20 protein-coding genes are annotated in these 24777 nt (G+C 63.8%); 11 read left to right on the top strand and 9 right to left on the bottom strand.

Going from position 1 to position 24777, the window contains the following annotated elements:
• Positions 1-31: 31 nt before the first annotated feature.
• Positions 32-1156, bottom strand: coding sequence for a sugar ABC transporter substrate-binding protein (locus J2Y63_RS17965; RefSeq protein WP_435267190.1), 1125 nt, complete (start codon positions 1154-1156; stop codon positions 32-34).
• Positions 1157-1474: 318 nt separating this feature from the next.
• Here J2Y63_RS17965 and J2Y63_RS17960 point away from each other — a divergent pair, with 318 nt between their 5' ends.
• From J2Y63_RS17960 to J2Y63_RS17950, 3 genes are all read left to right on the top strand, one after another.
• Positions 1475-2386, top strand: coding sequence for an SMP-30/gluconolactonase/LRE family protein (locus J2Y63_RS17960; protein WP_435267189.1), 912 nt, complete (start codon positions 1475-1477; stop codon positions 2384-2386).
• Between the two features lie 15 nt (positions 2387-2401).
• A complete protein-coding gene (locus J2Y63_RS17955) occupies positions 2402-2611 on the top strand; it encodes a tautomerase family protein (protein WP_435267188.1) in 210 nt (69 codons plus the stop codon).
• Positions 2612-2715: 104 nt separating this feature from the next.
• Complete coding sequence (locus J2Y63_RS17950) at positions 2716-3771, top strand: LacI family DNA-binding transcriptional regulator (RefSeq protein WP_435267187.1); 1056 nt, start codon at positions 2716-2718, stop codon at positions 3769-3771.
• Positions 3772-3787: 16 nt separating this feature from the next.
• Here J2Y63_RS17950 and J2Y63_RS17945 read toward each other — a convergent pair whose 3' ends face one another.
• Positions 3788-4351: a hypothetical protein gene (locus tag J2Y63_RS17945; protein ID WP_435267186.1), complete on the bottom strand. Its 564-nt coding sequence runs from the start codon at positions 4349-4351 to the stop codon at positions 3788-3790.
• A 119-nt stretch (positions 4352-4470) separates the two neighbouring features.
• A complete protein-coding gene (locus tag J2Y63_RS17940; protein ID WP_435267185.1) occupies positions 4471-5493 on the bottom strand; it encodes a helix-turn-helix domain-containing protein in 1023 nt (340 codons plus the stop codon).
• A gap of 77 nt (positions 5494-5570) precedes the next feature.
• Between J2Y63_RS17940 and J2Y63_RS17935 the strand changes: the two genes are divergently transcribed.
• Together J2Y63_RS17935 and J2Y63_RS17930 are read left to right on the top strand one after the other, a co-directional pair.
• On the top strand, positions 5571-8420 hold the full coding sequence (locus J2Y63_RS17935; protein WP_435267184.1) for a S8 family serine peptidase: 2850 nt from the start codon (positions 5571-5573) through the stop codon (positions 8418-8420).
• A 243-nt stretch (positions 8421-8663) separates the two neighbouring features.
• Positions 8664-9248: an NAD(P)H-dependent oxidoreductase gene (locus tag J2Y63_RS17930; RefSeq protein WP_435267183.1), complete on the top strand. Its 585-nt coding sequence runs from the start codon at positions 8664-8666 to the stop codon at positions 9246-9248.
• A gap of 12 nt (positions 9249-9260) precedes the next feature.
• Here J2Y63_RS17930 and J2Y63_RS17925 read toward each other — a convergent pair whose 3' ends face one another.
• From J2Y63_RS17925 to J2Y63_RS17905, 5 genes are all read right to left on the bottom strand, one after another.
• On the bottom strand, positions 9261-9968 hold the full coding sequence (locus J2Y63_RS17925; RefSeq protein ID WP_256115965.1) for a DUF502 domain-containing protein: 708 nt from the start codon (positions 9966-9968) through the stop codon (positions 9261-9263).
• A 35-nt stretch (positions 9969-10003) separates the two neighbouring features.
• On the bottom strand, positions 10004-10501 hold the full coding sequence (locus J2Y63_RS17920; RefSeq protein ID WP_435267182.1) for a GNAT family N-acetyltransferase: 498 nt from the start codon (positions 10499-10501) through the stop codon (positions 10004-10006).
• A complete protein-coding gene (glmS, locus tag J2Y63_RS17915; RefSeq protein ID WP_435267181.1) occupies positions 10498-12324 on the bottom strand; it encodes a glutamine--fructose-6-phosphate transaminase (isomerizing) in 1827 nt (608 codons plus the stop codon). Before glmS ends, J2Y63_RS17920 begins: the two co-directional genes overlap by 4 nt.
• Before the next feature lie 114 nt (positions 12325-12438).
• The gene (gene glmU, locus J2Y63_RS17910; protein ID WP_435267180.1) at positions 12439-13818 is read right to left on the bottom strand and encodes a bifunctional UDP-N-acetylglucosamine diphosphorylase/glucosamine-1-phosphate N-acetyltransferase GlmU; all 1380 of its coding nucleotides are present in this window, start codon (positions 13816-13818) and stop codon (positions 12439-12441) included.
• 182 nt (positions 13819-14000) lie between these two features.
• The gene (locus J2Y63_RS17905) at positions 14001-15647 is read right to left on the bottom strand and encodes a Na/Pi cotransporter family protein (protein ID WP_435267179.1); all 1647 of its coding nucleotides are present in this window, start codon (positions 15645-15647) and stop codon (positions 14001-14003) included.
• 283 nt (positions 15648-15930) lie between these two features.
• Between J2Y63_RS17905 and J2Y63_RS17900 the strand changes: the two genes are divergently transcribed.
• From J2Y63_RS17900 to lexA, 6 genes are all read left to right on the top strand, one after another.
• Positions 15931-17820 carry a SurA N-terminal domain-containing protein gene (locus J2Y63_RS17900; RefSeq protein ID WP_435267178.1) on the top strand — a complete coding sequence of 630 codons (1890 nt, stop codon included), beginning with the start codon at positions 15931-15933 and terminating at the stop codon, positions 17818-17820.
• A gap of 17 nt (positions 17821-17837) precedes the next feature.
• Positions 17838-18860 (top strand): anthranilate phosphoribosyltransferase, encoded by a 1023-nt coding sequence (gene trpD / locus J2Y63_RS17895; RefSeq protein ID WP_435267177.1) that lies wholly within the window; start codon positions 17838-17840, stop codon positions 18858-18860.
• 8 nt (positions 18861-18868) lie between these two features.
• Positions 18869-19684: an indole-3-glycerol phosphate synthase TrpC gene (gene trpC, locus J2Y63_RS17890; protein ID WP_435267176.1), complete on the top strand. Its 816-nt coding sequence runs from the start codon at positions 18869-18871 to the stop codon at positions 19682-19684.
• Complete coding sequence (gene moaC / locus J2Y63_RS17885) at positions 19684-20178, top strand: cyclic pyranopterin monophosphate synthase MoaC (RefSeq protein ID WP_435267212.1); 495 nt, start codon at positions 19684-19686, stop codon at positions 20176-20178. The genes trpC and moaC overlap by 1 nt, the downstream gene beginning before the upstream one ends.
• Complete coding sequence (locus J2Y63_RS17880; RefSeq protein WP_435267175.1) at positions 20178-21401, top strand: molybdopterin molybdotransferase MoeA; 1224 nt, start codon at positions 20178-20180, stop codon at positions 21399-21401. Before moaC ends, J2Y63_RS17880 begins: the two co-directional genes overlap by 1 nt.
• Positions 21402-21510: 109 nt before the next feature.
• Positions 21511-22230, top strand: coding sequence for a transcriptional repressor LexA (lexA, locus tag J2Y63_RS17875; RefSeq protein WP_435267174.1), 720 nt, complete (start codon positions 21511-21513; stop codon positions 22228-22230).
• Here the strand turns inward: lexA and J2Y63_RS17870 are convergent.
• A complete protein-coding gene (locus J2Y63_RS17870; protein WP_435267173.1) occupies positions 22211-24679 on the bottom strand; it encodes a ComEC/Rec2 family competence protein in 2469 nt (822 codons plus the stop codon). The genes lexA and J2Y63_RS17870 overlap by 20 nt on opposite strands.
• Between the last annotated feature and the right edge of the window lie 98 nt (positions 24680-24777).

Genomic DNA, 24777 nt, shown 5'->3' with positions numbered 1-24777 from the left:
GCGATTGCGCGATGCCCGATCTTGCCAAGGCCTACTGGTTTTCCTTGCTCTGCCCCATGATCTCCTGCGCGGTGAAATTGATGCCGCAGCTGGGGAAAGCATTGCCGACGAAGAAGTTGTCGGATTCCGCCGGGAAATAGTCCTGCCCGTCCTTGAAGTCCGGATCGGACGTGATGGCGAGCGGCAGCTTGACCTCCTGCGGCACGACCTGGCCTTCGAGTGCGGCGATCGCGGTCTTGATCGCAACCGCGACCTGCGCCGGGCCGGAGCCTGCCGAGGTGCATTTCAGCCCTTCGGAGGCAAACTTGGCGCAGAACTTGCGGAAACCATTCTCCGTCTCGCCGCCAAAAGGCACGAACGGATGTTTGGCGTCGATCATCGCCTGCACGATGCCGGTGTCGCCGCCCTGGCCGGTAATGCCGTCGAACGGGCCGCTGGTCGCAATGGCATCCGCCGTCACCTTCTGGGCCACGCCGTCGTCCCATTTGCCCATGACCTCGGTGACATCGAAGGTCTTGCCCGATGCCTTGAGCTTTTCATGGATGCCCTCGTGTCGGTCGGTATCGACCGACGTGCCGGCGACGCCGCGCACCTCCAGCACCTTGCCGCCTTCCGGCAGGTGCTTGACCAGCCAGTCGCCCCACAGTTCGCCGAGACCCTTCTGGTCAACATTGACGTTGATGGCGTCCTCGGTGTCCAGGATGTTGTCGAAGGCGACCAGCACGACGCCGGCTTCCTTCGCCCGCTTGATGACGGGCGCAAACGCGGTCGGGTTCTGGGCGTTGACGACGATGGCGTCATAGCCGGAATCGATGAAGTTGTTGATCGCCGAGATCTGGGCGGGCACGTCCTCACCCGTCGAGACGACCTTGAACTCCTTCAGCTTGGCGGCAACGTCGGATTGCGCGGCGTAAGCCTTGGCGGTCTGCACCATCTGGATGCGCCAGGTGTTGGCGATGTAGCCGTTCGCCAAGGCTATGCGATAAGGCCCATCCTTCTTCGGAAATTTGAGAAATTTGGTCTCCGCGGACCAGGGTGCAAAACACTCTGGCTCGGCGGACGGTCCCGTAACGATCTCGGGCTCGGCATAGGCCGCGGATCCGAGCATCAGGAATGCAGTAGCGGCAACGATGCCGCCAGCGAGTGACTTCACCATCGACATTTCCTCCCTTTTGGCGCGCGCCTTTTTCGGCCGTCGGTCCGAAGGCGGAAACAGCACGAATAGCACCGGCATCGGCACGCTGGATGCCCGGCTCAACCCTTGACGAAGCGTCCTGGTTCTCCTCCCGAAAACGCCGCTGTCCTTCATTTGGTTAGCGCTACCATGATAAATTGTAAAGGAATTTTTGTGGGTCGAAAAGCGTGACGTATCGGCCATTATCAGTGAATATTCGCATTCAAATAGCATGCATGCAGAAAAGCTATTCACTTCACATATGATAGCGCTATCATAAATCCATGAGGGGGAGATACCATGTCTGACGATTTCGAAATTCTGGACCGGCGCTTCGCCCGTCTGGTCAATCACAGCGCCCGGGTGGAGCAGCTGCACACGGGATGCCGCTGGGCCGAAGGCCCGGCCTACTTTGCCGCGGGGCGCTATGTCGTCTGGTCGGACATCCCCAACGACCGCATGCTGCGCTATGACGAGACCGACGGCCATGTCAGCGTCTTCCGCCAGCCGTCGAACTTTTCCAACGGCAACACCACGGACCGGCAAGGCCGGCTTTTGACCTGCGAGCACGGCGGGCGGCGGGTGAGCCGAACCGAGCACGATGGCAGCGTCACCACGATCGCCAAGCACTGGAACGGCAAGCGGTTGAATTCACCCAACGACGTGGTCGTGCGCTCGGACGGTTCCATCTGGTTCACCGATCCCGCCTATGGCATCGAGACCGACTATGAAGGCCACAAGGCGGAAAGCGAGATCGGCGCCTGCCATGTCTACCGCGTCGACCCGGCGACCGGCGAGATCACCGCGGTCATCACCGACATGGTGCGGCCGAACGGCCTCGCCTTCTCGCTCGACGAAAAACAGCTCTATGTCGTCGATACCGGCCGCACACACGGCCCGGAAAACCCCGCGCATATGCGCGTCTTCGACGTCGACGCCGCAGGCAAAATTTCGGGCGGGCGCGTCTTTGCCGATTGCACCGTCGGCCTGTTCGACGGTTTCCGGCTGGATGACGAAGGCCGGATCTGGACCAGCGCCCGCGACGGCATCCATTGCTACCACCCCGACGGCACGCTGATCGGCAAGGTGCGGGTTCCCGAGATCACCGCAAACTGCGTCTTCGGCGGACCCAAACGCAACATCCTCTACATCTGCGCGACCAGCTCGCTCTATGCGGTGCGGCTTATGGTCAACGGTGCAAAACTCTATTGAGGCGGGAGGCTCGCAATGCCATTTGTGCGCATCACCATCGTGCGCGAGACCCTCGCGGACGATCCTTCAGGCAAGAAAGCTGCGATCAGCAGCAAGATCGCGGCGGCGATTGCCGAGGCAACCGGGCTTCCCGAGCGCGAAATCTCCATCGTCTTCGATGAGGTCGACGCCCGGAACTGGTATGTCGGCAGCACGGATGTCGAGACCTTGCGTTTCCGAAGTTAGAGCCGTTTATGCGCAGCGGATTTTTGTTCAGAATGGCGCAGAAACAAAGAGATAGAGCACTCTGCTAATCCTGTTTCACCGGGAGTGCTCTGGCAGGAGCCGACGTGGCAGACGACATCATCTCCAAGGACCGGGGCCGCAGGGCAAGCCGGCGCGGCAGCGGCCGGCCGACCATCGCCGACGTCGCCAAGCTCGCCGGCGTCGCCGCGATCACGGTGTCGCGCGCGCTGCGCGATCCCTCGCTCGTCTCCGCCGAACTGCGCGCCCAGATCGACACGGCGGTCGTCCAGCTCGGCTATGCGCCCGATCCCAATGCCCGCGCGCTCGCCTCCTCGCGCGCCGACGTGATCGGCGTCCTCGTGCCGTCGCTGACCAACATCGTCTTCGCCGACACGGTGCGGGGCATCTATGACGAGCTTGGCGAAAGCCCCCTGCAGATCCAGATGGGCAACACCCACTATTCCCCCCGGGAAGAGGAACGCCTGGTCCGCATGTTCCTGAGCCAGCGGCCATCGGCGCTGATCGTGTCGGGCATCGACCAGACGCAGACCACGCGAAAACTGCTCGAAACCGCCGGCTGCCCGGTCGTGCAGATCATGGAACATGGCGAGGATCCGGTCGACATGCTGATCGGCTTTTCCCATTTCGAGGGCGGCAAGATGGCGACCAACCATCTGCTGGAGGCCGGCTATCGCCGCATCGGCTTCGTCGGCGCCCGCATGGACCCGCGCTCGCAGCGCCGCCTTGCCGGCTATCGCTGGGCGCTGGAAGAGGCGCAGCTCTTCGACCCCAGGCTGGTGACCACAACGCTAACCCCGTCGAGCGTATCCCTGGGCGGGCAATTGCTGGCGGATGCGCTGGCGAAGGCGCATGACCTCGACGCCGTCTTCTGCAACAATGACGACCTGGCGATGGGCGTGCTGTTCGAATGCCAGCGGGCGGCGATCGCCGTGCCGCACCGCATGGGCATCTGCGGCTTCAACGACCTCGACATGATGCGCGTCGCCTATCCGCCGCTGACCAGCGTGCGCACGCCCCGCTACGAGATCGGCCGGCGCTCCGTGCAAATGGTGCTCGACCGCCTGGCGAACCGCCCGGTTTCCCCGTCGATCATCGACCTCGGCTTCGAACTCCAGGTGCGTGAAAGCACGATGCGGTAGAACAGTTGGTCGGCAATCAAGCGAAGATGGCTGTTGCGCCGATGACGAACAGGATGGCGGACGCAACGACGATGATCACGACCTTCTTGCTCTTCGCCAGTGCGGCGGTGCAGAGCAGCCCATAATAGATCAGGTTCATGCTGGCCCAGATCGCGGTGTCCGATAGGGGCCACGGCGTGGTGAATGCGGAAATCGCATTCGGGATCTGAGTTATCAGGTTGCTGGCCAGCACGCAGAAGACAACGACATGCCGGTGCTCCATGATGTGGTTGTCGAGCGTGTCCTTCTCCGTCGCCTTCGGAAAAACCTGGGTGGCGGCGAAATAGTAGAGCAACGCGACCAATGCGACGACATATGCCAACATATAGTTGACCTCGGCCAGCTCACGATAGGCCCAGGCATTCATCCAGAACGTGATCAAGTCTAGAAGAAGAAGGATACCGAAAAGGGGCGCGACGATGCCCATTCCTCGGGTTTGACGTTCGTCATAGGCGCGTGAGAAGCCGGACGCGACCTCGGCAACGGCAAGGCCGAGCAGCAGGCCGTAAAAGCCGAACATGAAGGCGAATGCTTCGCTCACCAAATACTCCCTCGCAGGTCACAAGGCTTATAGCCGATCGATCGCGTCGACCTTTACAGGCGGGGAAATGCGTTGGAAAGTCCGTTTGAAGCCACCAGGAAAGAGAGGCCGAGCCCCCTTCAGGATAGGTTTCTGATCCACGGCCGCAGATCGAAGCTCGATCCGCTGTCGAAACTCGACGGCGCGGTTCGTCCCTGTTTGCGGAATTCGGCGGGCGTCATTCCGAACCGGCGGCGGAAGACGCGGCTGAAATGGGATGGATCGGTAAACCCGCAAGCGGCGGCAATGATGCCGATATGCCGCGTGTCCTCGGCGTCTCCCAAAGCCTTTCGGGCATAGGCCAGGCGGCGATCAAGGATGAAGCTGGTGATGCCCTGATAGGGTTCAAAAAGGCGATACAGCGTCGCGCGCGACAGCGCCATGTCGGAGGCGAGCGTTTCGGCTCCCAGCTTTGTATCGCCGAGGCGATTTTCGATGATGCGGCGCGCGCGCTGGAACTGCGCGTCTTTGAAGGGCACCGGCGCCAGATCCCCCATTTCGTCCATAGGCTCAAGGGCTGCGTGGTAGAGCGCCAGCGTCGCGTTGGCCACCGCGGCACCGATGGAGCGATGGATATTCGGCAACCTGTCGCGCAGGGAAACAAGATGATCGACCATCAGTCCGCCGAGAATGGCGCCACGTGGGCCTTGTGACATGTGCCCATGGGGTATGTCTCTCACTTTGAGCAGGTCGCGCGGGATCATGACCGTGATATTGTCCGACGCGACCGAAACAGTGCGGGTTTCGCGCGCCATGTCAAGCGTCACGAGATCCCCACGCCTCACCGTGATGGGACGATCGTCCAGCAGGCCGGTGTAGCCACCCGCCGTGTAGACCTGAACCAGGGCATGATCGACGCCATCAGTCAGCGCCTTCTGGCGATCCCGCGTGAACAGGGTCGCATCGAAACTGCCGATGCCGATGAGAATGTCGCCGAGGTGATAGGTGTCGTACTTCGCCGCGAACTTCGCCGCCGGATTGACGGGCGCGACATCGAACACAGGAGCAACCACCTGTTGCCATCCGGGAAAGGATTGCTGCGGATCCACTTCAGATGAATCGAAATGCTGGCGGAGCAGCAACGGTTCGTCCGTTTCAGTCATCTTGCAGTCCCGTATCGCCTACCCTAAAGCCTAGATGAGACAGCTATACCAGAGATGAGATCGTACGCTCATCACGAATGCGTCGGGCCGCGCTAAATACAGAGAATTCATTGACGATCTGGGATTCGGGAAACCACATGATGAAAACCTATGCGTTCTGGCGAACGGCGGTCAGGGTCTTGCCGTTCAGCCTGCTGGGCTTCATCACGAACGGCGCTTTTGCACAGAGCGCCTGGGAAACACAGGAATACAAAAACGGCTGGCAGCTGGACGCCGTCAATGCCGCTGATGCCTATGCACTCGGCTATACCGGACGTGGCGTCAATGTCGGCGTGCTCGATAGCGGCCTAGACACGCGGCACAAGGAATTCGACGGCCGCGTGCTGGACGGCTACGACTTTACCAACAACCAGAAAATCACCGGCAAGGCGAATTTCGATACCGACACCCATGGCACGCATGTCACCGGCATCATCGCCGCCGACAGGGACGGCGTCGGCATGCATGGCGTGGCGTTCGATGCGAAGATCACACCCGCAATCGTAGACCAGAACACCAGGAACCAGGACGCCGTCTATGCCGGTTCGTGGCGCTTCCTGGCGGACCAGGGCGTATCGATCATCAACAACAGTCTCGGCATCAACGATTGCGCCGCGGTGAACACGCCGCCTTGCAATGTCACGGACTACAAGCCCGGCGAACTCGAAAGAAATTACGCAGACACCATCGCGGCCATGAAATACACCGCCGAAAAGGACATCCTGATGGTCTTCGCGACCGGCAACGAAGGACAGTCCTCACCGGACGCGCTGGGCGGGATGCCATACTGGATTCCAGAACTGCGCGATAACTGGCTCGTCGTCGGCGCCGTCAATTCCGATGGCGAGCTTGCGGATTTCAGCAACCGATGCGGCGTCGCTGCCGAATGGTGCCTTGTCGCTCCCGGTGTGGATGTTTACTCGACTATGCCCCTCGGCACCGGCTGGGAACTGGATCCCGACTATGCGCTGGAAGATGGCACGTCGATGGCGACACCCGTCGTTTCCGGCATCGCCGCCCTGGTCAAGGAGGCCTTTCCGTTCTTCAGCGCGAAGGATCTGCAGCAGACGCTGCTGACGACCGCGACCTATATGGGCGACCCGGAACTCTTCGGCTGGGGCGTGGTCAACGCAGGAAAAGCGGTCAAGGGCTATGGCAGGTTCGTGTCCGACGTTGTCATCGATACGAAGGGATATGACGGCACGTTCGCAAACGATATCGACGGCGCGGGATCGCTTACCAAAACCGGTGACGGAATTCTTGCCCTGACCGGCAAGAACACCTACCTCGGCGGCACGCTCGTTCATGGCGGCACTTTGTCGGTCAACGGCACGTTGAGTTCGCTGGTTGTCGTGGGTGTCGATGGAACGCTGCGCGGCACGGGCACGATCGATGCGCCGCTGAGCGTTGCCGGCCTGCTGGCACCCGGCGATTCGCCAGGTACGCTGACGGTGAACGGTCCCGTGGCGCTGCAGGAAACAGCCGTGTCCCGGTTCGACATCGACGGAACGGGCGCCGGCAACTATTCCCGCCTCGTCACCACGGGCGACGCCGGCGTGATCGGCCTTGCAGGCAGGCTCGACCCGGTCCTGCGCGGAATTTCGGGCGATGCGACGAACACCTACGTGGCATCACTGGGCGCACGCTTCAACATCATCCATTCGAGCGTCGGGATCATCGGCAGCTTCGACGCCTTCACGCAGCCCGGCACGGACGAACTGGCAAAGGGAACCCGCCTCGATATTCTCTACCAGACCACGGACGTGTCGCTCGCCGTGACGCCGCAGGCCTATGGAGATCTGGCATCGCACGGCCTCAGCACCACGCGCAACGTGGATGCCGTCGGCAAGGCGCTGGACGAAATCCGCCCCGACCCCGGCCCGCGTACAAACGCACTTTTCACAGGCCTTTACGGGACGGATGCAGACCGGCTCGCCAATGCGCTCGGCCAGCTCTCGGGCGAGGCGCACGCATCGGCCAATACATTGCATGTCACCCACGCCAACGCGACGCAGGACGCGATCGCACAACGTATTCGCGTCGCCTTTGCAGCGGACGGCCTCGATGATCGCGCAACGTTCTGGTCATCAGCCAATGGCGGCTGGGGCGCGGCAGATGGCGGGGGCGCCGAAACATTCGACTGGGGGATGGCAAACATGCTGTACGGCCTGGATGCAGGCATTGGCAATTTCGGCCGTTTTGGCCTTGCCGCCGGCTTGGGTCACAGCAACGGCGATGTGGGAAGCCAGAATGCCTCCGTCAAAGCCACCCATTACGACATCGTTACCTATGGTTCGACCGCGTTCGGGTCCTTCGACGCCAGCATCGGCGCGTCCTACACCTGGTCTGACATGACGACCCGGCGCACGCCGGCATTCGGAGATTTTGCCGAGACGCTGACCGCCTCCTACGACACCAAGACCGCGCAGGTTTTTGGCGAAATCGGTTACAGGGCAACGGTCGGAGAGTTTGATCTCAATCCCTTCGTTTCAGGTGCTTATCTGAGTGTAAAGGGGAGCAGCTTCAAGGAAAGCGGTGGCTCCACAGCGCTCTCCGGCACAACCTCGCCGAGCGATATCGGCGTAACCGTCATCGGTACGCGCATCTCCACCGATTTCGAGGTCGACGCCGCCACGTTCTCGGCAAGCGCCCTGCTCGGCTGGCAACATCTTTACGGCGACGTGCAAGGCACGGCCGATGTTCGGTTCCCGGGTGGTACGCCCTTCAAGGTCGTCGGTGCAGCCCTAGCGCGCGATGCTGCACGCTTGGACCTGAATGTAGACTACATTCTAGACCCGAAAACGAAAGTAGGCCTCGGATATCGCGGCGTGTTCGCGGACACGTCGCATTTCTCGTCGATCAAGGGTTATCTCAGCGTGGCCTTTTAGGCTCGCGTTGTGCCCGGTCAACGCACGTCCTACCACGCGTCGTATCGGGTTTCAGAATCGACATAGAGTGCGAGCAGCACCGTCTATAAGGCGCCGCCTGCGACGTCGTGAACCATTCGCTCGGGATCTTGCACAGTCAGTAAAGCTCACTATATACCTTTAGTAACTTACCAAAGGTATATAGTGAGCAATTTTACCTGCTGCCCGCGGTAACACTGACGATATCGATATTCAGAGGATTCCATGCACGCGCTCATCGTCGTTTCACACCCCAAACCGGGCTCCTTCACCCATTCCGTCGCAAACCAAGTCGCGGAGGGAATTGCAGCCTCCGGCGCGCATTCCTTCGAGATCGCGGACCTTGCCGCGGAGGGATTTGATCCCCGTTTCTCCGGGCAGGACCACGCCTTTTTTGTCGGTGAGGGCAAGCTGCCCGCCGACATAGAAGCCGAGCAGGCGCGGCTTGACCGGACCGATGCGCTGGTTCTGGTCTATCCGGTCTATTGGTGGTCCTTTCCCGGATTGCTCAAGGGCTGGATCGACCGGGTTTTCACGAATGGCTGGGCCTATTTGGAAGAGCCGGATGGCAAGATCGTGCGAAAACTCGGCCGGCTTCCGGTCCACCTGATCGCGGTCGCCGGGGCCAACATGCGGACCTATGCGCGGCATGGTTATTTCGGCGCGATGAAGACGCAGATCGATCATGGCATCTTCGATTATTGCGGCGCGCCTGTCGTAAGGTCGGAATTGGTGGTGCCGGATGAGAGGTCCCACGAAGCCCACCTCGATACGATGCGCACCATCGGCCGGACCCTTTTCGCGGGTTGAAGCCGGGCTTTCTCAGCTCTTCTTCTTGCTCTTCGCCTTGGCCTTGCGCTGCTCCTCGCTCTCAATGAGTTGCAGCGTCTTTTCCGGCGGCGTGACGAGGCCGACGGAAATGATGAGCTTGGCGGCGTCCTCGGCGCTCATGTCGAGCGGCACCAGCTTTTCACGCGGCACATAGACGAGGAAACCTGCCGTCGGGAACGGCGTCGGCGGCAGGAAGCAGGCGACCATGTCCTTGCCCATCGACTTGAATTTCGCGGCGATCTCGCCGCGCGCATCCGTCGCCACGAAGACGATCGCCCAGAGGCCGGGGCTGGGATATTCGATCATCGCCGCCTTGTTGAAGGACGTGCCCTTGTCCTTCAGCACGGTCTCGAAGATCTGCTTCAGGCTCTTGTGCACCGTGCGCACCAGCGGCGTGCGGTTGAACAGGGAATCGCCGAACTCGACGATCGTGCGGCCGATGAGGTTCTTGCCGAGGAAGCCGACCAGCGTGATCAGGATCAGCGCGGTCAGGAGACCGAAGCCGGGAATGGCGAACTGGAGGTAGTTTTCCGGATTGTACTGCGCCGGAATATAGGGTTTCACCCAGCTGTCCGCCCAGCGGATGAAGGTCCAGGTCAGCCATATGGTGATGGCGATCGGCGCGCAGATCACGAGGCCGGTCAGGAAATTGTTGCGCAGCCGCGTGGCAAGCGACTGTCTCGGGACGAGTTCGGTCATCGGGTATCCAGGGTCTGGCAAGCGTGGGAGGGCGCTCAGCCGTAGAAACCCGGATGATAGGAAACGGTTCCGCCGCCGTAAACCTGTGAAAACGCCACACGCATGAAATACTCCGGGGGCACCCCGTCCAGCGTCAGTTTGGGATCCGGCGCAAAGCCGAAACGGCCGTAATAGGCGGGATTGCCCAAAAGCACGCAGCCGCTCGCACCCAAGGCCTGCAATTGCGCGAGCCCTTCGCGCACCAGATTGCTGCCGATGCCCTCGCCCTGGCGGGTGGGATCGACGGAAATCGGGCCGAGGCCGTACCAGTCCGTGCTGCCATCGGAGACCGTGACCGGCGAAAAGGCGACATGGCCGACGACAACGCCATCCGCCTCTGCGACGAGCGAGAGCTTCAGGGCACCGGCCGCGCGCAGGCGGTCGATGATGATATGTTCCGTGCCGTCGGCGTAGGGCGCGGTCTTGAAGGCGGTTTCCGTCAGCGTGCGGATCGCGTCCACATCGTCAGGTCGTTCCGGGCGCAAGACAATCATTCGACCGTCACGGATTTTGCGAGGTTGCGCGGCTGGTCGACGTCCGTGCCCATGAAGACGGCGGTGTGGTAGGCGAGAAGCTGGATCGGCAGCGAATAGATCATCGGCGCGATGATCTCGTCGACATTCGGCAGCACGATCGTCGCCATGGTTTCCAGCTTCGAGGCGGCGGCGCCCTTCTCGTCGGTGATGAAGATGATCCGGCCGCCGCGCGCCGCCACTTCCTGCATGTTCGAGACGGTCTTGTCGAAGAAGCGGTCATGCGGCGCAATCACGATGACCGGCATGTTCTCGTCGATCAGCGCGATCGGCCCATGCTTCAGCTCGCCGGCGGCATAACCTTCGGCGTGGATATAGGAAATTTCCTTGAGCTTCAGCGCGCCTTCCATGGCGAGCGGATAGCTGGTGCCACGGCCGAGATAGAGCACGTCCTTGCACTTGGAAAGCTCGCGCGAAAGCTGCTCGATCGACGGCTGGATGGTGTTGAGCACGCCCGCCATGATGCGCGGCATTTCGGCGAGGTTGCGCACCAGCGCCTTCTCCTCGGCCTCGCTGATCGTGCCGCGCGACCTGCCCGCGCCGACGGCGAGTGCCGCCAGCACCGCAAGCTGGCAGGTGAAGGCCTTGGTGGAGGCGACGCCGATTTCAGGGCCGGCGAGGATCGGGAAGACGGCGTCCGATTCGCGGGCGATCGACGATTCGCGCGTGTTGACCACGGCGCCGATCTTCAGGCCGTTTTCCTTGCAATAGCGCAGCGAGGCCAGCGTATCGGCGGTTTCGCCGGACTGCGAGATGAAGAGCGCGGCCGATGCCGGGTTCAGCGGGATCTCGCGGTAGCGGAATTCCGAGGCGACGTCGATCTCGACCGGCAGGCGGGCATAACGCTCGAACCAGTATTTGCCAACGAGGCCGGCGAGATAGGCCGTGCCGCAGGCGGAGATGGCAAGGCTCGGCACCTTGGCGAAATCGATCGCCGAAGCGATGGGGCGGACCGTATGCGCGAGGAAATCGACATAATGGCTGAGCGCGTGCGAGATCGCCTCGGGCTGCTCGTGGATTTCCTTTTCCATGAAGTGCCGGTGGTTGCCCTTGTCGATGAGATAGGCGGCAGCGGAAGACACCTGGCGCGGACGCTCGACGCGGTTGCCATCGAGATCGAAGATATGCGCGCCGTCACGGCCGATCACCGCCCAGTCGCCATCGACGAGATAGGTGATCTCGTTGGTGAAAGGCGCGAGCGCGATCGCATCGGAGCCCAGGAACATTTCACCCCGGCCATAGCCGATGGCGAGCGGCGGGCCGCTGCGGGCGGCCATGATGGTCGACGGATCGTCTTCGAAAATTACCGCGAGCGCATAGGCGCCGGTGACGCGGCGCAGCATGGCATGCATCGCCTCGCGCCGGCCGAGACCGTCGCGGCGGTATTTCGCCACGAGCTGGGCGACGACCTCGGTGTCGGTCTGCGTGGCGAAGGTGGCGCCTTCGGCGATCAACTCGTCCTTCAGCTCGGAAAAGTTCTCGATGATGCCATTGTGCACGACGGCGACGCCATCGACGAAATGCGGGTGGGCATTGGCTTCCGTCGGCGCACCGTGTGTTGCCCAGCGGGTGTGGGCGATGCCCAGGGTGCCGGCAAGCGGCTCTTCGGAAAGGCGCTTTTCCAGGTTGAAGAGTTTGCCTTCGGCGCGGCGACGCTCAAGCTTGCCATTAACGATGGTGGCGACGCCGGCGGAATCGTAGCCGCGGTATTCAAGGCGCTTCAGCGCATCGACAAGCCGGCCGGCGACAGGCTGGTTTCCGACGATACCGACAATTCCGCACATGGCCCGCTCCGCGCTTTCGAAAAGTTTCTACTGCGTTCTTTTCGTAGTGGTTTTTTGCTGCGGCGCAACTCGCCGGCACTCACTTTCGATTGCAAGCGTTAATGCTGGCTGGGCCTATTCGGCGGCCTTCTTCTTGGCATCCTTGATCGCCTGGTTGCGCTCGCGGATGAGGACCGCCCGGCCCTCCTTGTTCTCCTGCCGGGCACGGGCGAAGGCGACGGCGTCGTCCGGCACATCCATGGTGACGACGCTGCCGGATGCGATATAGGCACCGTTGCCGATCGAAACCGGGGCAACGAGCGACGAGTTGGAGCCGATGAACGCGTGGGCGCCGATCTGCGTCAGGTGCTTGTTGATGCCGTCATAGTTACACGTGATGGTGCCGGCGCCGATATTCGTCTTTTCGCCGATGATGGCATCACCGATGTAGGTAAGGTGGTTGACCTTGGCGCCCCGGCCGATCTCCGCCTTCTTCACCTCGCAGAAATTGCCGACCTTCGAGCCTTCGCCGAGATTGGCGCCCGGACGCAGCCGCGCATAGGGGCCGACTTCGGCATCCGCCGCGATATGCGCACCCTCGATATGCGAGAAGGAATAGATGAGCGCGCCGCTTTCGATCGTCACGCCCGGGCCGAAGAAGACGTTCGGCTCGATCGTCACGTCGCGCTCGATCTTCGTGTCATAGGCGAGGAAGACGGTTTCAGGCGCGATCATCGACACGCCGTCCAGCATCATCTCCAGCCGGCGGCGCTGCTGCCAGAGACGCTCGATGACGGCGAGCTCGGCGCGGGTGTTGCAGCCGGTCAGCTCCTCCTCGGGCGCCTCGACGGCGATGGCGTGGCCGCCGGAGGCGCGCACCACCTCGACGATGTCGGTGAGGTAATATTCGCCCTTGGCGTTGTCGTTGCCGATTCGGTCGATGAGGTCGAGGGCCTTGCTTCCGTCGATCGCCATCAGGCCGCCGTTGCAATAGGTGATGGCGCGCTCGGCCTCGCTCGCGTCCTTCTGCTCGCGGATCGCGACCAGTTCGCCGTCTTCCACGATCAGGCGACCGTAACCCGTGGGATCGGCCGTCTCGAAACCGATGACGACGACGTCGATGCCTTTAGCGAGGCCGTCGCGCGCGGCCTTCAGCGGCGTCTCGGTGATGAGCGGCGTATCCCCGAAGACGACGAGCACGTCGTCATACCCCTTCGCGATCGCGTCGCGGGCGGCAAGCACGGCGTGGGCGGTGCCGAGGCGTTCGGTCTGGATATGCACGGAGTTTTTCACGGCAGCATTCTTCGCCGCCGCCTCGACCTTGTCGGCATCCCGGCCGAGCACCAGCGCGATATCGGAAATGCCGGCCTTCGCCAGCGCATCCACCACATGGGCGATCATCGGCCGGCCGGCGATAGGGTGCAGCACTTTCGACCGCGAGGACTTCATCCGCGTGCTTTCGCCGGCGGCCAGGATCACGGCCAGGCAGTTGCGCTTCGTCCGGTCTGCAGTCATGGGAATCCCTCGTTCACGCCAAATCGTCGCCGATCCTTAGCAAAAAGCCTTGGGGGCAGACAAAGGGATTTCTCAAACCCCTCCTTCGTCATGGTCGGGCCTGACCCGACCATCCACGCTCCGTGCAAGCCGGTGGATCCTCGGCTCAAGGCCGAGGATGACATCGCGGGTGAAGGAGTCTCTCAATTGGCGCTGCGCAGGCGGCTTTCCGTGAGCAGCCCGCTTTCGTCGAGGATCGGATAGGCGACGGAGACGAGATGCGCGTTGACGCGCTTCAGGTCGCGCAGCATGTCGAGATGCAGCGAGCTGGTCTGGAGGCTGTCGAGCCGCCCGTCGCGCAGGCGCTCCAGGTGCCGCTCGGAGGATTGTTTCTCCATGCGCCGCACATCGACCTTCACCTCGACCAGCTGGCGCGCCAGCCCCTCGTCCCGCGTGACGAAGATCGTCTGGGCGATGCGCAGGTTCTCGATCGTCAGGTTGAACAGGTTGGAAAGCTCCTTGTAACCGTCGTCGGAGAATTTTAGCCCATTGACGATCTTCTTGCGCACCTGCTCCTGCAAGCCCTTCTCGATAATGTCGCCGACATGTTCGAGGTTGATCGCATAGTCGATGATGACGATCGAGCGCGCGGCACTTTCGCCGGTGATACCCTGCCGGCCGAGGCGGGAGAGGTAGATCTTCACCTCCTGCTGCAAGGCATCGACCTGCCGCTCCAGTTCGACGATCTCGCCGAGCGGCGCGAGGTTGTTGTCGTTGAAGGCGCGCATCGAGCGGATCAGCATGGATTCGATGAGATCGCCGACGCGCAGCACTTCCCGCGTCGCGCCGGACAGCGCGATGAGCGGGGTGGAAAGCGCCGAATCGTCGAGATATTTCGGCCCGGTTTCCGGCAGCTTTTCCTCCGGAACGAGCTTTTCCATCAGCCGCGACACCAGCCCGGACAGCGGCCAGAGCACGAGCGCCACGACCAAATTGAAGGCAAGATGAACGTCGACCGGCAGTTTGGAGGCCGGGATGGGCAGCAGCGCGAGCAGATCGGCGACCTGTCCGGCGAAGGGCAGCACGGCGAGGCATCCGACGCCCCGCACGATCAGATTGCCGAGCGTCACGCGCCGGGCGGAGGCCGCCGCCTTCAGCGTCGCGATGACCGGCGGCACGGCGCCGCCGAGATTGGCGCCGAGCACGAGGATGACCGTCAGCGCCGGCGACAGGATGCCCATCGCCGTCAGCGACAGGATGAGCACGACCACCGCAAGGCTCGACGAGGCGATGATGGCAAGCACCGTCGAGAAGGCGAGCGCGACCGGCCAGGCGCCGTCGAGCAGCGTCAGGAAGGCGGCGAGTGCCGGCGACTGGCGCATCGGCTCCGTCGCCAGGCTCAGCAGATGCAGCGACAGCAGCATCAGCCCGATGCCGACCAGCGCGGAGCCGAGGCCCTGGCGTGCCGTCGAGCCGCTCGACTTGTAGAGCACGACGCCGACGAGGATGACCAGCGGCGAGACCGATTCGATGCCCGTCGCCACCAGCCAGGCGGTGACGGCCGTGCCGACATTGGCGCCGAGCAGCACGATCTGCGCCATGCGGGCCTGCACGAGCTTGCGCTCGACGAAGGAGGCGGTCATCAGCGCGGTCGCCGTGGAGCTCTGGAGGGCGATCGTCGCGACGAAACCGGCGAAGAAGGAGCGGAACGGCCCGCGCGTGCCGAGCGCCAGCCCGGAGCGCAACCGCACGCCGAAAGCCCGCGTCATGCCGTCCTTCACCTGTGCCAGCCCGAACAGGAGCAGCGCGACAGCGCCGAAAAGGTTGATCATGACAACAGTGGATTCCACGTCGGTGCACCTCCATCAAACCGGTAAAACACCGGACTCACCGGCTTAATCCCGCATCCGATCACGAAGTCTCGCATCGTGATAGGGCAGAACAGCGAAATTCCGCCAATAATTTCAGAAAACTTTCGTTTGCCGGCAAAGGAAATCGGCAGCCACTGACACATTTGCGTCAGAGGTCGTTTTCCCTGCATTGCGAAGCGCCAGCATACTTCAATTCCCGCGAACTTTCCGATAAGAGACGGTTTCCGGCCGCATGGCCGCCGATATTGAGGAAATTTAGACGATGCTCGAAGCCCTGAGACGCTCCTCCCAGACCTGGGTGGCAAAAGCCCTGCTGATCCTGCTGGTCGGCTCCTTCGCTGTCTGGGGCGTTTCGAGCTCTCTCGTCACCGGTACGGCGAATTCCGTCGTGACCGTTGGCGACGTCAGCGTTTCGCCGACGGATTTCCGCCTCGCCTATGAGCGCCAGGTCGCCACCATGTCGCAGCGCTTCGGCATGCGGCTGAATGCCGAGCAGGCGCGCGCCTTCGGCATCGAGAACCAGGTCTTCGCCGAACTGGTCGCAGGCGCCGCCCTCGACCAGCTGTCGCGCGACATGAACCTCGGCCTCTCAGAAGGCCGCCTCGCCCAGCTGATCGCCGACGATCCGGCCTTCCGCGGCGTCAACGGCCAGTTCGACCGCCTCGCCTTCTCCTCGGTGCTGCGCAACGCGGGCCTGCGTGAAAACGACTATATCAACAACCGCAGCCAGGTGGCGATCCGCACCCAGGTCGTGGAAGCGGTTTCGGACGGCTACAAGGCGCCGGACGTGCTGACGGAGGCGCTGCGCCAGTACCGCAACGAAGCGCGCACCATAGATTACCTAATCCTCAGCAACGCCAATATCGACCCGGTCAAGGCGCCGGCCGACGACGTGCTCGCCCCCTGGTTCGAGCAGAACAAGGCGAGATACCGCGCGCCGGAATACCGCAAGGTCGTCTATGTCGCGCTGGAGCCGAAGGACATCATGGACGCGGCCGCGATCACCGACGAGGCGCTCCAGGCCGACTACGACAAGACCAAGGAAAAGTACCGCACGCCGGCAACGCGCACGATCGAGCAGCTGACCTTCCCCGACCGCGCCGCGGCCGATGCCGCCGCCGCCAAGCTCGCCTCCGGCACAACCTTCGACGCGCTCGTCACCGAACAGGGCAAGACGTCGACCGACGTGCTGCTGGGCGACTTCACGCAGGCGAACGTGCCGGACCAGAAATTTGCCGAACCCGCCTTCGCCGTTGCCACGGACGGCGGCACGACGCCGGTCATCGACGGCACCTTCGGCCCGATCATCCTGCGCGTGACGAACATCAAGCCGGAAAACCTGAAGACCTTCGACGAGGTGAAGGAAGAGTTGCGCAGCGAACTGGCGCTGAGCGAAGCCGCCGACGGCATTCTCGCGGTGCATGACCGCATGGAAGACAGCCGCGCCGAGGGCCTCGGCCTTGCAGAGGCGGCCGCCAAGAACAACCTGAAGGCCGTGACAATCGACGGGATCGACGCCCAGGGCAACGACCAGAAGGGCGAAGAGGTCAACGGCCTGCCGGAAAAGGCCGCCCTTATCGGCGAAATCTTCAAGACGGATGTCGGCACGGAAACCCAGCCGATCAATGTCGGCCGCGAAGGCTATGCCTGGTTCGAAGTGCTCGACGTGATCCCGGACCGCGACCGCACGCTCGACGAGGTGCGTGACCGCGTCGTGGCCGACTGGACCGCCGAGCAGCAGCGCCAGACGCTCGCCAAGAAGGCGGAAGAGCTGGCCGAGCGCGTGCGCAAGGGCGGCGATCTCGCCGCGATTGCCGGCGAACTCGGCATGGCGGTCGAAAACAAGGCGGGCCTGCACCGCAGCGCGCAGGATCCGGTGCTGAGCCCGGCCGCCGTTGCCGCCGCCTTCGCCGGCCCGGTCGGCCATGTCGCCAACACGCCCGGCGTCGATGGCGAAGGCCAGATCCTCCTGAAGGTCGCGGACGTTGCCACCGATTCGGCGACCGACGCGCTCTCGAACGAGGACCAGCAGATCGCTGCCGTCGCGCGCGCCAGCGGCGACGACATCCTCGACCAGATGGTGAGCTCGCTGCAGACCGCCTATGGCGTCTCGATCAACCGCACGCTCGCCGAACAGAGCATCGCTCGATAGAGGAAGACAGGAACCGCATGTCCGACCTGAAATCCTATATCGCCAAGGTCGCCGCCGGCAACGCGCTCGACCGCGAGGACGCCCGCGGCGCCTTCGAGATCATCATGTCCGGCGCCGCCACGCCCTCGCAGATCGGCGGCTTCCTGATGGCGCTGCGCGTGCGCGGCGAAACCGTCGACGAGATCTACGGTGCCGTCGGCTCGATGCGCGCCCGCATGCTGCCGGTCACGGTTCCGGCGGATGCCATCGACATCGTCGGCACGGGCGGCGACGGCACGGGCACCTACAATATCTCGACGCTCGCCGCGATCATCACTGCCGGCGCCGGCGTGCCGGTCGCCAAGCATGGCAATCGGGCGCTGAGCTCCAAGGCGGGCACGGCGGATGCGCTTTCTTGCCTCGGCGTGAAGCTCGATATCGGCCCCGCAGAGATCGCCCGCTGCGTGCACGACGCCGGCCTTGGCTTCATGTTCGCGCAGCTACACCATCCGGCGATGAAACATGTCGGCCCGTCGCGCGTCGAGCTCGGCACGCGCACCATCTTCAACCTGCTCGGGCCGCTCTCCAACCCCGGCGGCGTCAAGCGCCAGCTCCTCGGCGTTTTCGCGCCGCAATGGCTGGTGCCGCTGGCCGAAGTGCTGCGTGATCTGGGCTCCGAGAGCATCTGGGTCGTGCACGGCTCCGGCCTCGATGAAATCACCACGACCGGCACCACGCAGGTCGCAGCGCTGGAAGACGGCAAGATCCGTACCTTCGAGCTGACGCCCGCCGATTTCGGCCTGCCCCAGGTGACGCTCGACGACATCCGCGGCGGTGACGGCGCACACAATGCCGCCGCCCTCCTCTCTGTGCTCGGCGGCGCGCACATGCCCTATCGCGACGTGTCGCTCGCCAATGCCGCGGCCGCCCTCCTCATCGCCGGCAAGGCGGAAACGCTGAAGGACGGCATGGCGAAGGCAACCGAAGCGCTGGAAAGCGGGCGCGCCCGCACGGTACTCGAACGCCTCGTTTCGGTTTCCAACGAAGGCCATGCGGAGTAGGATTGGCCATGACCGATATCCTGAAGACGATCGAAACCTACAAGCTGCAAGAAATCGCCGCCGCCAAGGCGCGCGTGGCCCCCGCCGAACTTCGCGCCCAGATCCGCGACCAGGAGCCGCCGCGCGGCTTCTTTGCGAGCCTCAAGGCCAGAAAAGCCGCCGGCAGTTTCGGCCTGATCGCCGAAATCAAGAAGGCAAGTCCCTCCAAAGGCCTCATCCGCCCGGATTTCGATCCGCCGGCGCTCGCCAAGGCCTATGAGGCCGGCGGTGCCGCTTGCCTCTCGGTGCTGACGGACACGCCGAGCTTCCAGGGCGCGCCCGAATTCCTCACCGCCGCCCGCCAGGCCTGCGCGCTGCCGGCTCTGCGCAAGGATTTCATGTTCGACAGCTACCAGGTGCTGGAAGCCCGCGCCTGGGGCGCTGACTGCATCCTCATCATCATGGCGTCGCTCAGCGACGACGATGCGAAGATGCTGGAGGATGCCGCGTTCTCGCTCGGCATGGACGTGCTGATCGAAGTGCACGACGAACCGGAGATGGAACGGGCGCTCAGGCTGAAATCCAAGCTCGTCGGCATCAACAACCGCAACCTGCGGACCTTCGAGGTCGACCTCGCCGTGTCGGAAAAGCTCGCCGGCATGGTGCCCGACGACCGCCTGCTCATCGGCGAAAGCGGCATCTTCACCCATGCGGATTGTGAACGCCTCGGCAAGGTGGGCATCTCCACCTTCCTCGTCGGCGAAAGCCTGATGCGCAAGGACGACGTGGCCGCCGCCACCCGCGAATTGCTGACCGGTTCCGCCGGCATGCTGGCGGCCGAATGATGGCCGAAAAGGCCGCCACGCTGACCCATATCGATGCCTCCGGCGAAGCCAACATGGTGGATGTCGGCGACAAGGCCGAGACGGTGCGCATCGCCGTTGCCGAAGGTTTCATCCGGATGGCACCCGCGACGCTGGACCTCATCCTCAAGGGTGACGCCAAGAAGGGCGACGTGATTGGCACGGCCCGCCTTGCCGGCATCATGGCCGCCAAGCAGACGTCGAGCCTCATCCCCCTCTGCCACCCGCTGATGCTCACCAAGGTCGCCGTCGAAATCCGCGAGGACCATGCGCTGCCCGGCCTGCGCGTCGAGGCCATGGCGAAGCTCACCGGCCGCACCGGCGTGGAAATGGAGGCGCTCACCGCCGTCAGCGTCGCCTGCCTCACCATCTACGACATGGCGAAAGCCGCCGACCGCGAAATGGAGATCGGCGGCATCCGGCTCGTCGAAAAATCCGGCGGCCGCTCCGGCGACTACAAGCGGGCAAACGCCTGATGTCGCTCCTCCCCGTCGCCGATGCCCTCGACCGCCTGCTTTCCCGGGCCAAGCCGACACAGCGGACGGAGACGGTTTCCCTGCATGAAGCGCAAGGTCGCGTCCTCGCCGAAGACATCGCCGCACGCCTGACCCAGCCGCCCTTCGACAATTCCGCCATGGACGGCTACGCCGTCCGCCACGCGGATATCGCGACGCTCGGCGCCATCCTGAAGGTCGTCGGCCTCTCCTCCGCCGGCCACGCCTTCGAAGGCTCTGCCGGCCCCGGCGAGGCCGTACGCATCTTCACGGGCGCCCCGTTGCCCGCCTTCGCCGATACCGTGCTTCTGCAGGAAGATGCGGAGAAGCTGGACGACGGCCGCATCCGCACGACCTTCCTCACGCCAAAAGGCCGCCATGTGCGCCCGCGCGGGCAGGATTTTTCCGAAGGCGAGACCGTGCTGAAGGCCGGCGCCGTGCTCGATGCCGGCCGCCTGACCGTCGCCGCCGCGATGAACCATCCGACACTTGCCGTCTACGCCCGCCCCCGAATCGCGGTGCTTGCGACCGGCGACGAGCTCGTCCCGCCCGGAACACCGCCCGGCGCCAGCCAGATCATCGCCTCCAACACCTACGGCGTTTCGGCGCTCGCCCGGGCGGCCGGCGCGGAGGTGATCGACCTCGGCATCGTCGGCGACGACAAGCAGGCGATCCTGGCGGCCGTGCGCAACGCACTGACACTCGACATCGACGTGCTCGTGACGCTCGGCGGCGCCTCCGTCGGCGATTTCGACCTCGTGCAGCCGGTGCTCGGCGAGGCCGGCATGGAACTCGATTTCTGGCGCATCGCCATGCGGCCGGGAAAGCCGCTGATGGTCGGCCGGCTGGGGGATATCCAGGTGCTGGGCCTGCCCGGCAACCCGGTCTCAAGCCTCGTCTGCTCGCTGCTCTTCCTGGAGCCGCTGGTGCGCCGCCTCGCCCGCCTGCCCGCGAAAAACCGCCGGCACCCGGCCGTCGCCGCCGTGCCGCTCAAGGAAAACGACCAGCGGCAGGACTATATCCGCGCCCGCATAGCGCGGGGACCGGCCGGCGATCTGCGCGTCACCCCCTTCGGCAAGCAGGATTCGTCGATGATGAAGGTCTTCGCCGAATCGGAAGGCCTGCTGATCCGCCCGCCGCACGCCCCGGCCGTGCCAGAAGGCGATACTTGCGAAGTACTCCTCCTGCGCGAACCCTCCGCCTGAACAATATTATTATTTCCAAGGCCTTGCGGAACACATATGGAACAGATAGTGTCTGTTCTGGATTTGTTTCACGATTCTGGATTGTTTCAAGATTCTCGGTGGAGGGGCCATGCTCACGCGGAAACAACAGGAACTTCTCCTGTTCATTCATGAACGGATGAAGGAGTCCGGTATTCCTCCCTCCTTCGACGAGATGAAGGATGCGCTCGACCTCGCCTCCAAGTCCGGCATCCATCGCCTCATCACGGCGCTGGAGGAGCGCGGCTTCATCCGCCGCCTGCCCAACCGGGCGCGGGCGCTGGAAGTGATCAAGCTTCCCGAAGCCTATTCGCCGAGCCTCCAGCCGCGTCGCGGTTTTTCGCCGGCCGTCATCGAGGGCAGCCGCGGCAAGCAGCCGGTGCCGGCCGCCCCCGTGCAGCGCACGCCGCAAGCGGACATGTCGTCTTCGGTCTCCGTGCCGGTCATGGGACGCATCGCCGCCGGCGTGCCGATCTCCGCCATCCAGAACAACACCCATGAAATCATGGTGCCGGCCGAAATGGTCGGCAACGGCGATCATTATGCGCTGGAGGTCAAGGGCGACTCGATGATCGAGGCCGGCATTCTCGACGGCGACACCGTGATCATCCGCAACGCCACCACCGCCAATCCGGGCGAGATCATCGTGGCACTCGTCGACGACGAGGAGGCGACGCTGAAGCGCTTCCGCCGCAAGGGCGCCTCCATTGCGCTCGAAGCCGCAAACCCGGCCTACGAGACCCGCATTTTCGGCCCGGACCGCGTCAAGATCCAGGGCAAGCTCGTCGGCCTCATTCGCCGCTATCATTGAGCGCCGTCTCGGCCTCGAAGGTGCCGCTGCGCCAATCATAGGTGCGGTGGCGGGACCAGGGCCGGTCGAGAGTTTCGACGGCGGGCGTGATCTCGGCTTCAGAAAGTGTTGAAGGGGCCTTTTCGGCGCCGGGCTGGATTTCCAGGGCGCCTGTGCGCCGCAGATGGCGGGCCGTCATCAGCCGGGCTCCGGAGCGGCATGCCTCCAGCCGCAGGGCCTGCGGCACGACGACGAGATCGGCGGCATCGCAGGCGGTTCCGAGGAAGGCGAGGTCTTCCAGCGTGACGATCCGCCAGCCGCTCGGCGAAACCGCAGCGCAGAATGCCTTTGTTTCGCAGATGAAGCCCGTGCCTTTTCCAGCCTCCGCCAGGGCGGATGCCATGGCGTCCTTTGCCTTCTGCCGGTCCGCCTTGCGGCGCGGTTTCCTCTGCTTTTCAGTCCCTTCAGCGGGTGCGGCGGCATCCTCTACCGTCAGCCCTTCGCTCTTGCGCATCTCCGGCTTGACGAGATCGCCGAGCCGCAGAGCGCGCCGCCATTGCGCATAGATGAAATCCGGCGGCCTTGCGCGATTGGTCGCAACGGTTTCACCCCGCCGGATCGCCACGAGACGGCCGTCTTCCGAGACCAGCACTTCCGGCGCACGGCGTGCGTCTGGCCAGCAAGCTATGACGATCCCGAGCGCGACGAGCAGCGTGCCGGCATGGCGCAGCCGGGTGCGCAGGATGCAGGCCAGGCCGCCACCGAGACCGATCAGCAGGAAAGCGGACTGCGGAATCTGACCGGTGACGATTTCGCCTTTCCAGCTTGCGACCCAGGTCGAAAGCGCGATCATCCATTCGATGCCCTTGCCCATGATCGCGAAGGGGATGGCATCGAGGCCGAACGGCATCAGCAGCACGGCGATGAGGCCGAAGGGCATGACGATCGTGCTGATCACCGGCATCGCCAGAAGGTTGCCCGCGAGGCCATAGGCGGGGATGCGATGAAAATGGCCGATGGAATAGATCAGCGTGGAAAAACCGCCGATCAGCGAGGAGAGCATGAGCCCGCCGAAAAAGCGGCCGAGCGAACCGCCGAACAATTGCAACGGCCCTCCCCGGCTCTCCCGCCGCATCGGCCGCTCGCGCCAGGCCGCGTAGCCCGCGACAAGCCCCAATGTCGCCGCATAGGACATCTGGAAACCGGGATTGGTGACGGCCGACGGCGTCACCAGCAGGATGAGGATCGCCGAGAGCGCGACATTGCGCAGGCTGATGGCCGATCGCCCGAAGAGCACGGCGACAAGCATGACGCAGATCATGATCCACGATCGTACCGCCGAGAGCGCGCCGCCCGAGACGAGAATATAGAGCGTCACCATGATGAGCGCGCCGACGGCGGCGATCTTCTTGGCCGCATAGCGCTCGGAAAAGCCCGGGATCAGCGCCATCAGCATGCGCGCACCGACGAGGAAGGTGCCGGCCGCTAGCACCATATTCAGCCCGGAAATGGCCAGCACATGCGCAAGCCCCGCCTGCCGAAGCGCCTCGACCGTGTCCGCGCCGATCGCCCGCTGTTCCGCCGTCACCAGTGCCGCGGCGATCGCCCCCGCATCGCCGCCGATGCGGCCCCGAATATGCTCGGTCAGGTTGTTGCGCCAGCGCGCGATCTCTTGCCGAACCCGCCCTTCCAGCTTCGCCTCTCCGGCCGCAACAGCTTTAGGCGCGCTGTAAAAATAGCCAACAGCGCCGGTGCCGGCGAAATAGGCATCGAAGGCGAAATCGTTGAGGCCCGCCAAGGCCGGGCCGGACGGCGGTCCGAGGCGCGCACGCCCCGTTATGCCCGCGCCGATCGCGATCGGCTCATGACGGCTGCGGGCAAGCAGCGTGACGACGCCGGGCGGCCGCTTCAACACCGGATCGCGCGTTGCCTCCAGTGCGATACGGTAGCGGATCGCGCCCCGCTCATCGCTTTCGCGTGACAGTACCCGGCCACTGATCTGCGTTGTGACTGGAGTATCCAGGATGACCGTATCGAGCCGCGCACTTTCCATGGCTGCAAGCAGCATGCCCACGGGAACGAGAAAAGCGGCACCCGCAGCGAGCGCCACCCAGTCCTCCCGATACCGCAGCCGCCAAGCGGGCCAGAACGTAACGCAGGCAAGAAGCAGCAGGGCATAAATTGGTGGATCGGTAGCGGCGGCAAACCACAATGCAGCGCCGATGCCGAGGAAGACCGGCACGAACAGGAAGAAGTGGCCGTGCGCCCGCTCCTCGGCGAAGGCGGCATCAATTCTCTGGCCGGCAAGGCTTTCCCGAACCCGGCCGACGGCGCGCGCATAGGCGGCAAGCGTGGCCCCGCGACGGCGCGCGGGCAGAGCCGGTATCGGCAGCGAATCGCCAGCCCGCGCGACGCCCCAGGCCTCTGCCTCGCGCGCCGCCTGCTTCTCCGCGATGTCGATCCTGGCCATGCACTCGGCCCCGCCGGTTCCCCTGGCGATTATGCAACCCGGCGCGAGAATCTTCAATCAAAAGTAGGGTTAATTAATACTAAGCCAAACAGAAAGCA

Origin of the sequence: Shinella sp. BE166, assembly GCF_051201095.1 — a bacterium.
Taxonomy (GTDB): domain Bacteria; phylum Pseudomonadota; class Alphaproteobacteria; order Rhizobiales; family Rhizobiaceae; genus Shinella; species Shinella lacus.
Note: the sequence above shows the minus strand (reverse complement) of the source record. Positions and strands in the feature narration are given on the sequence as shown.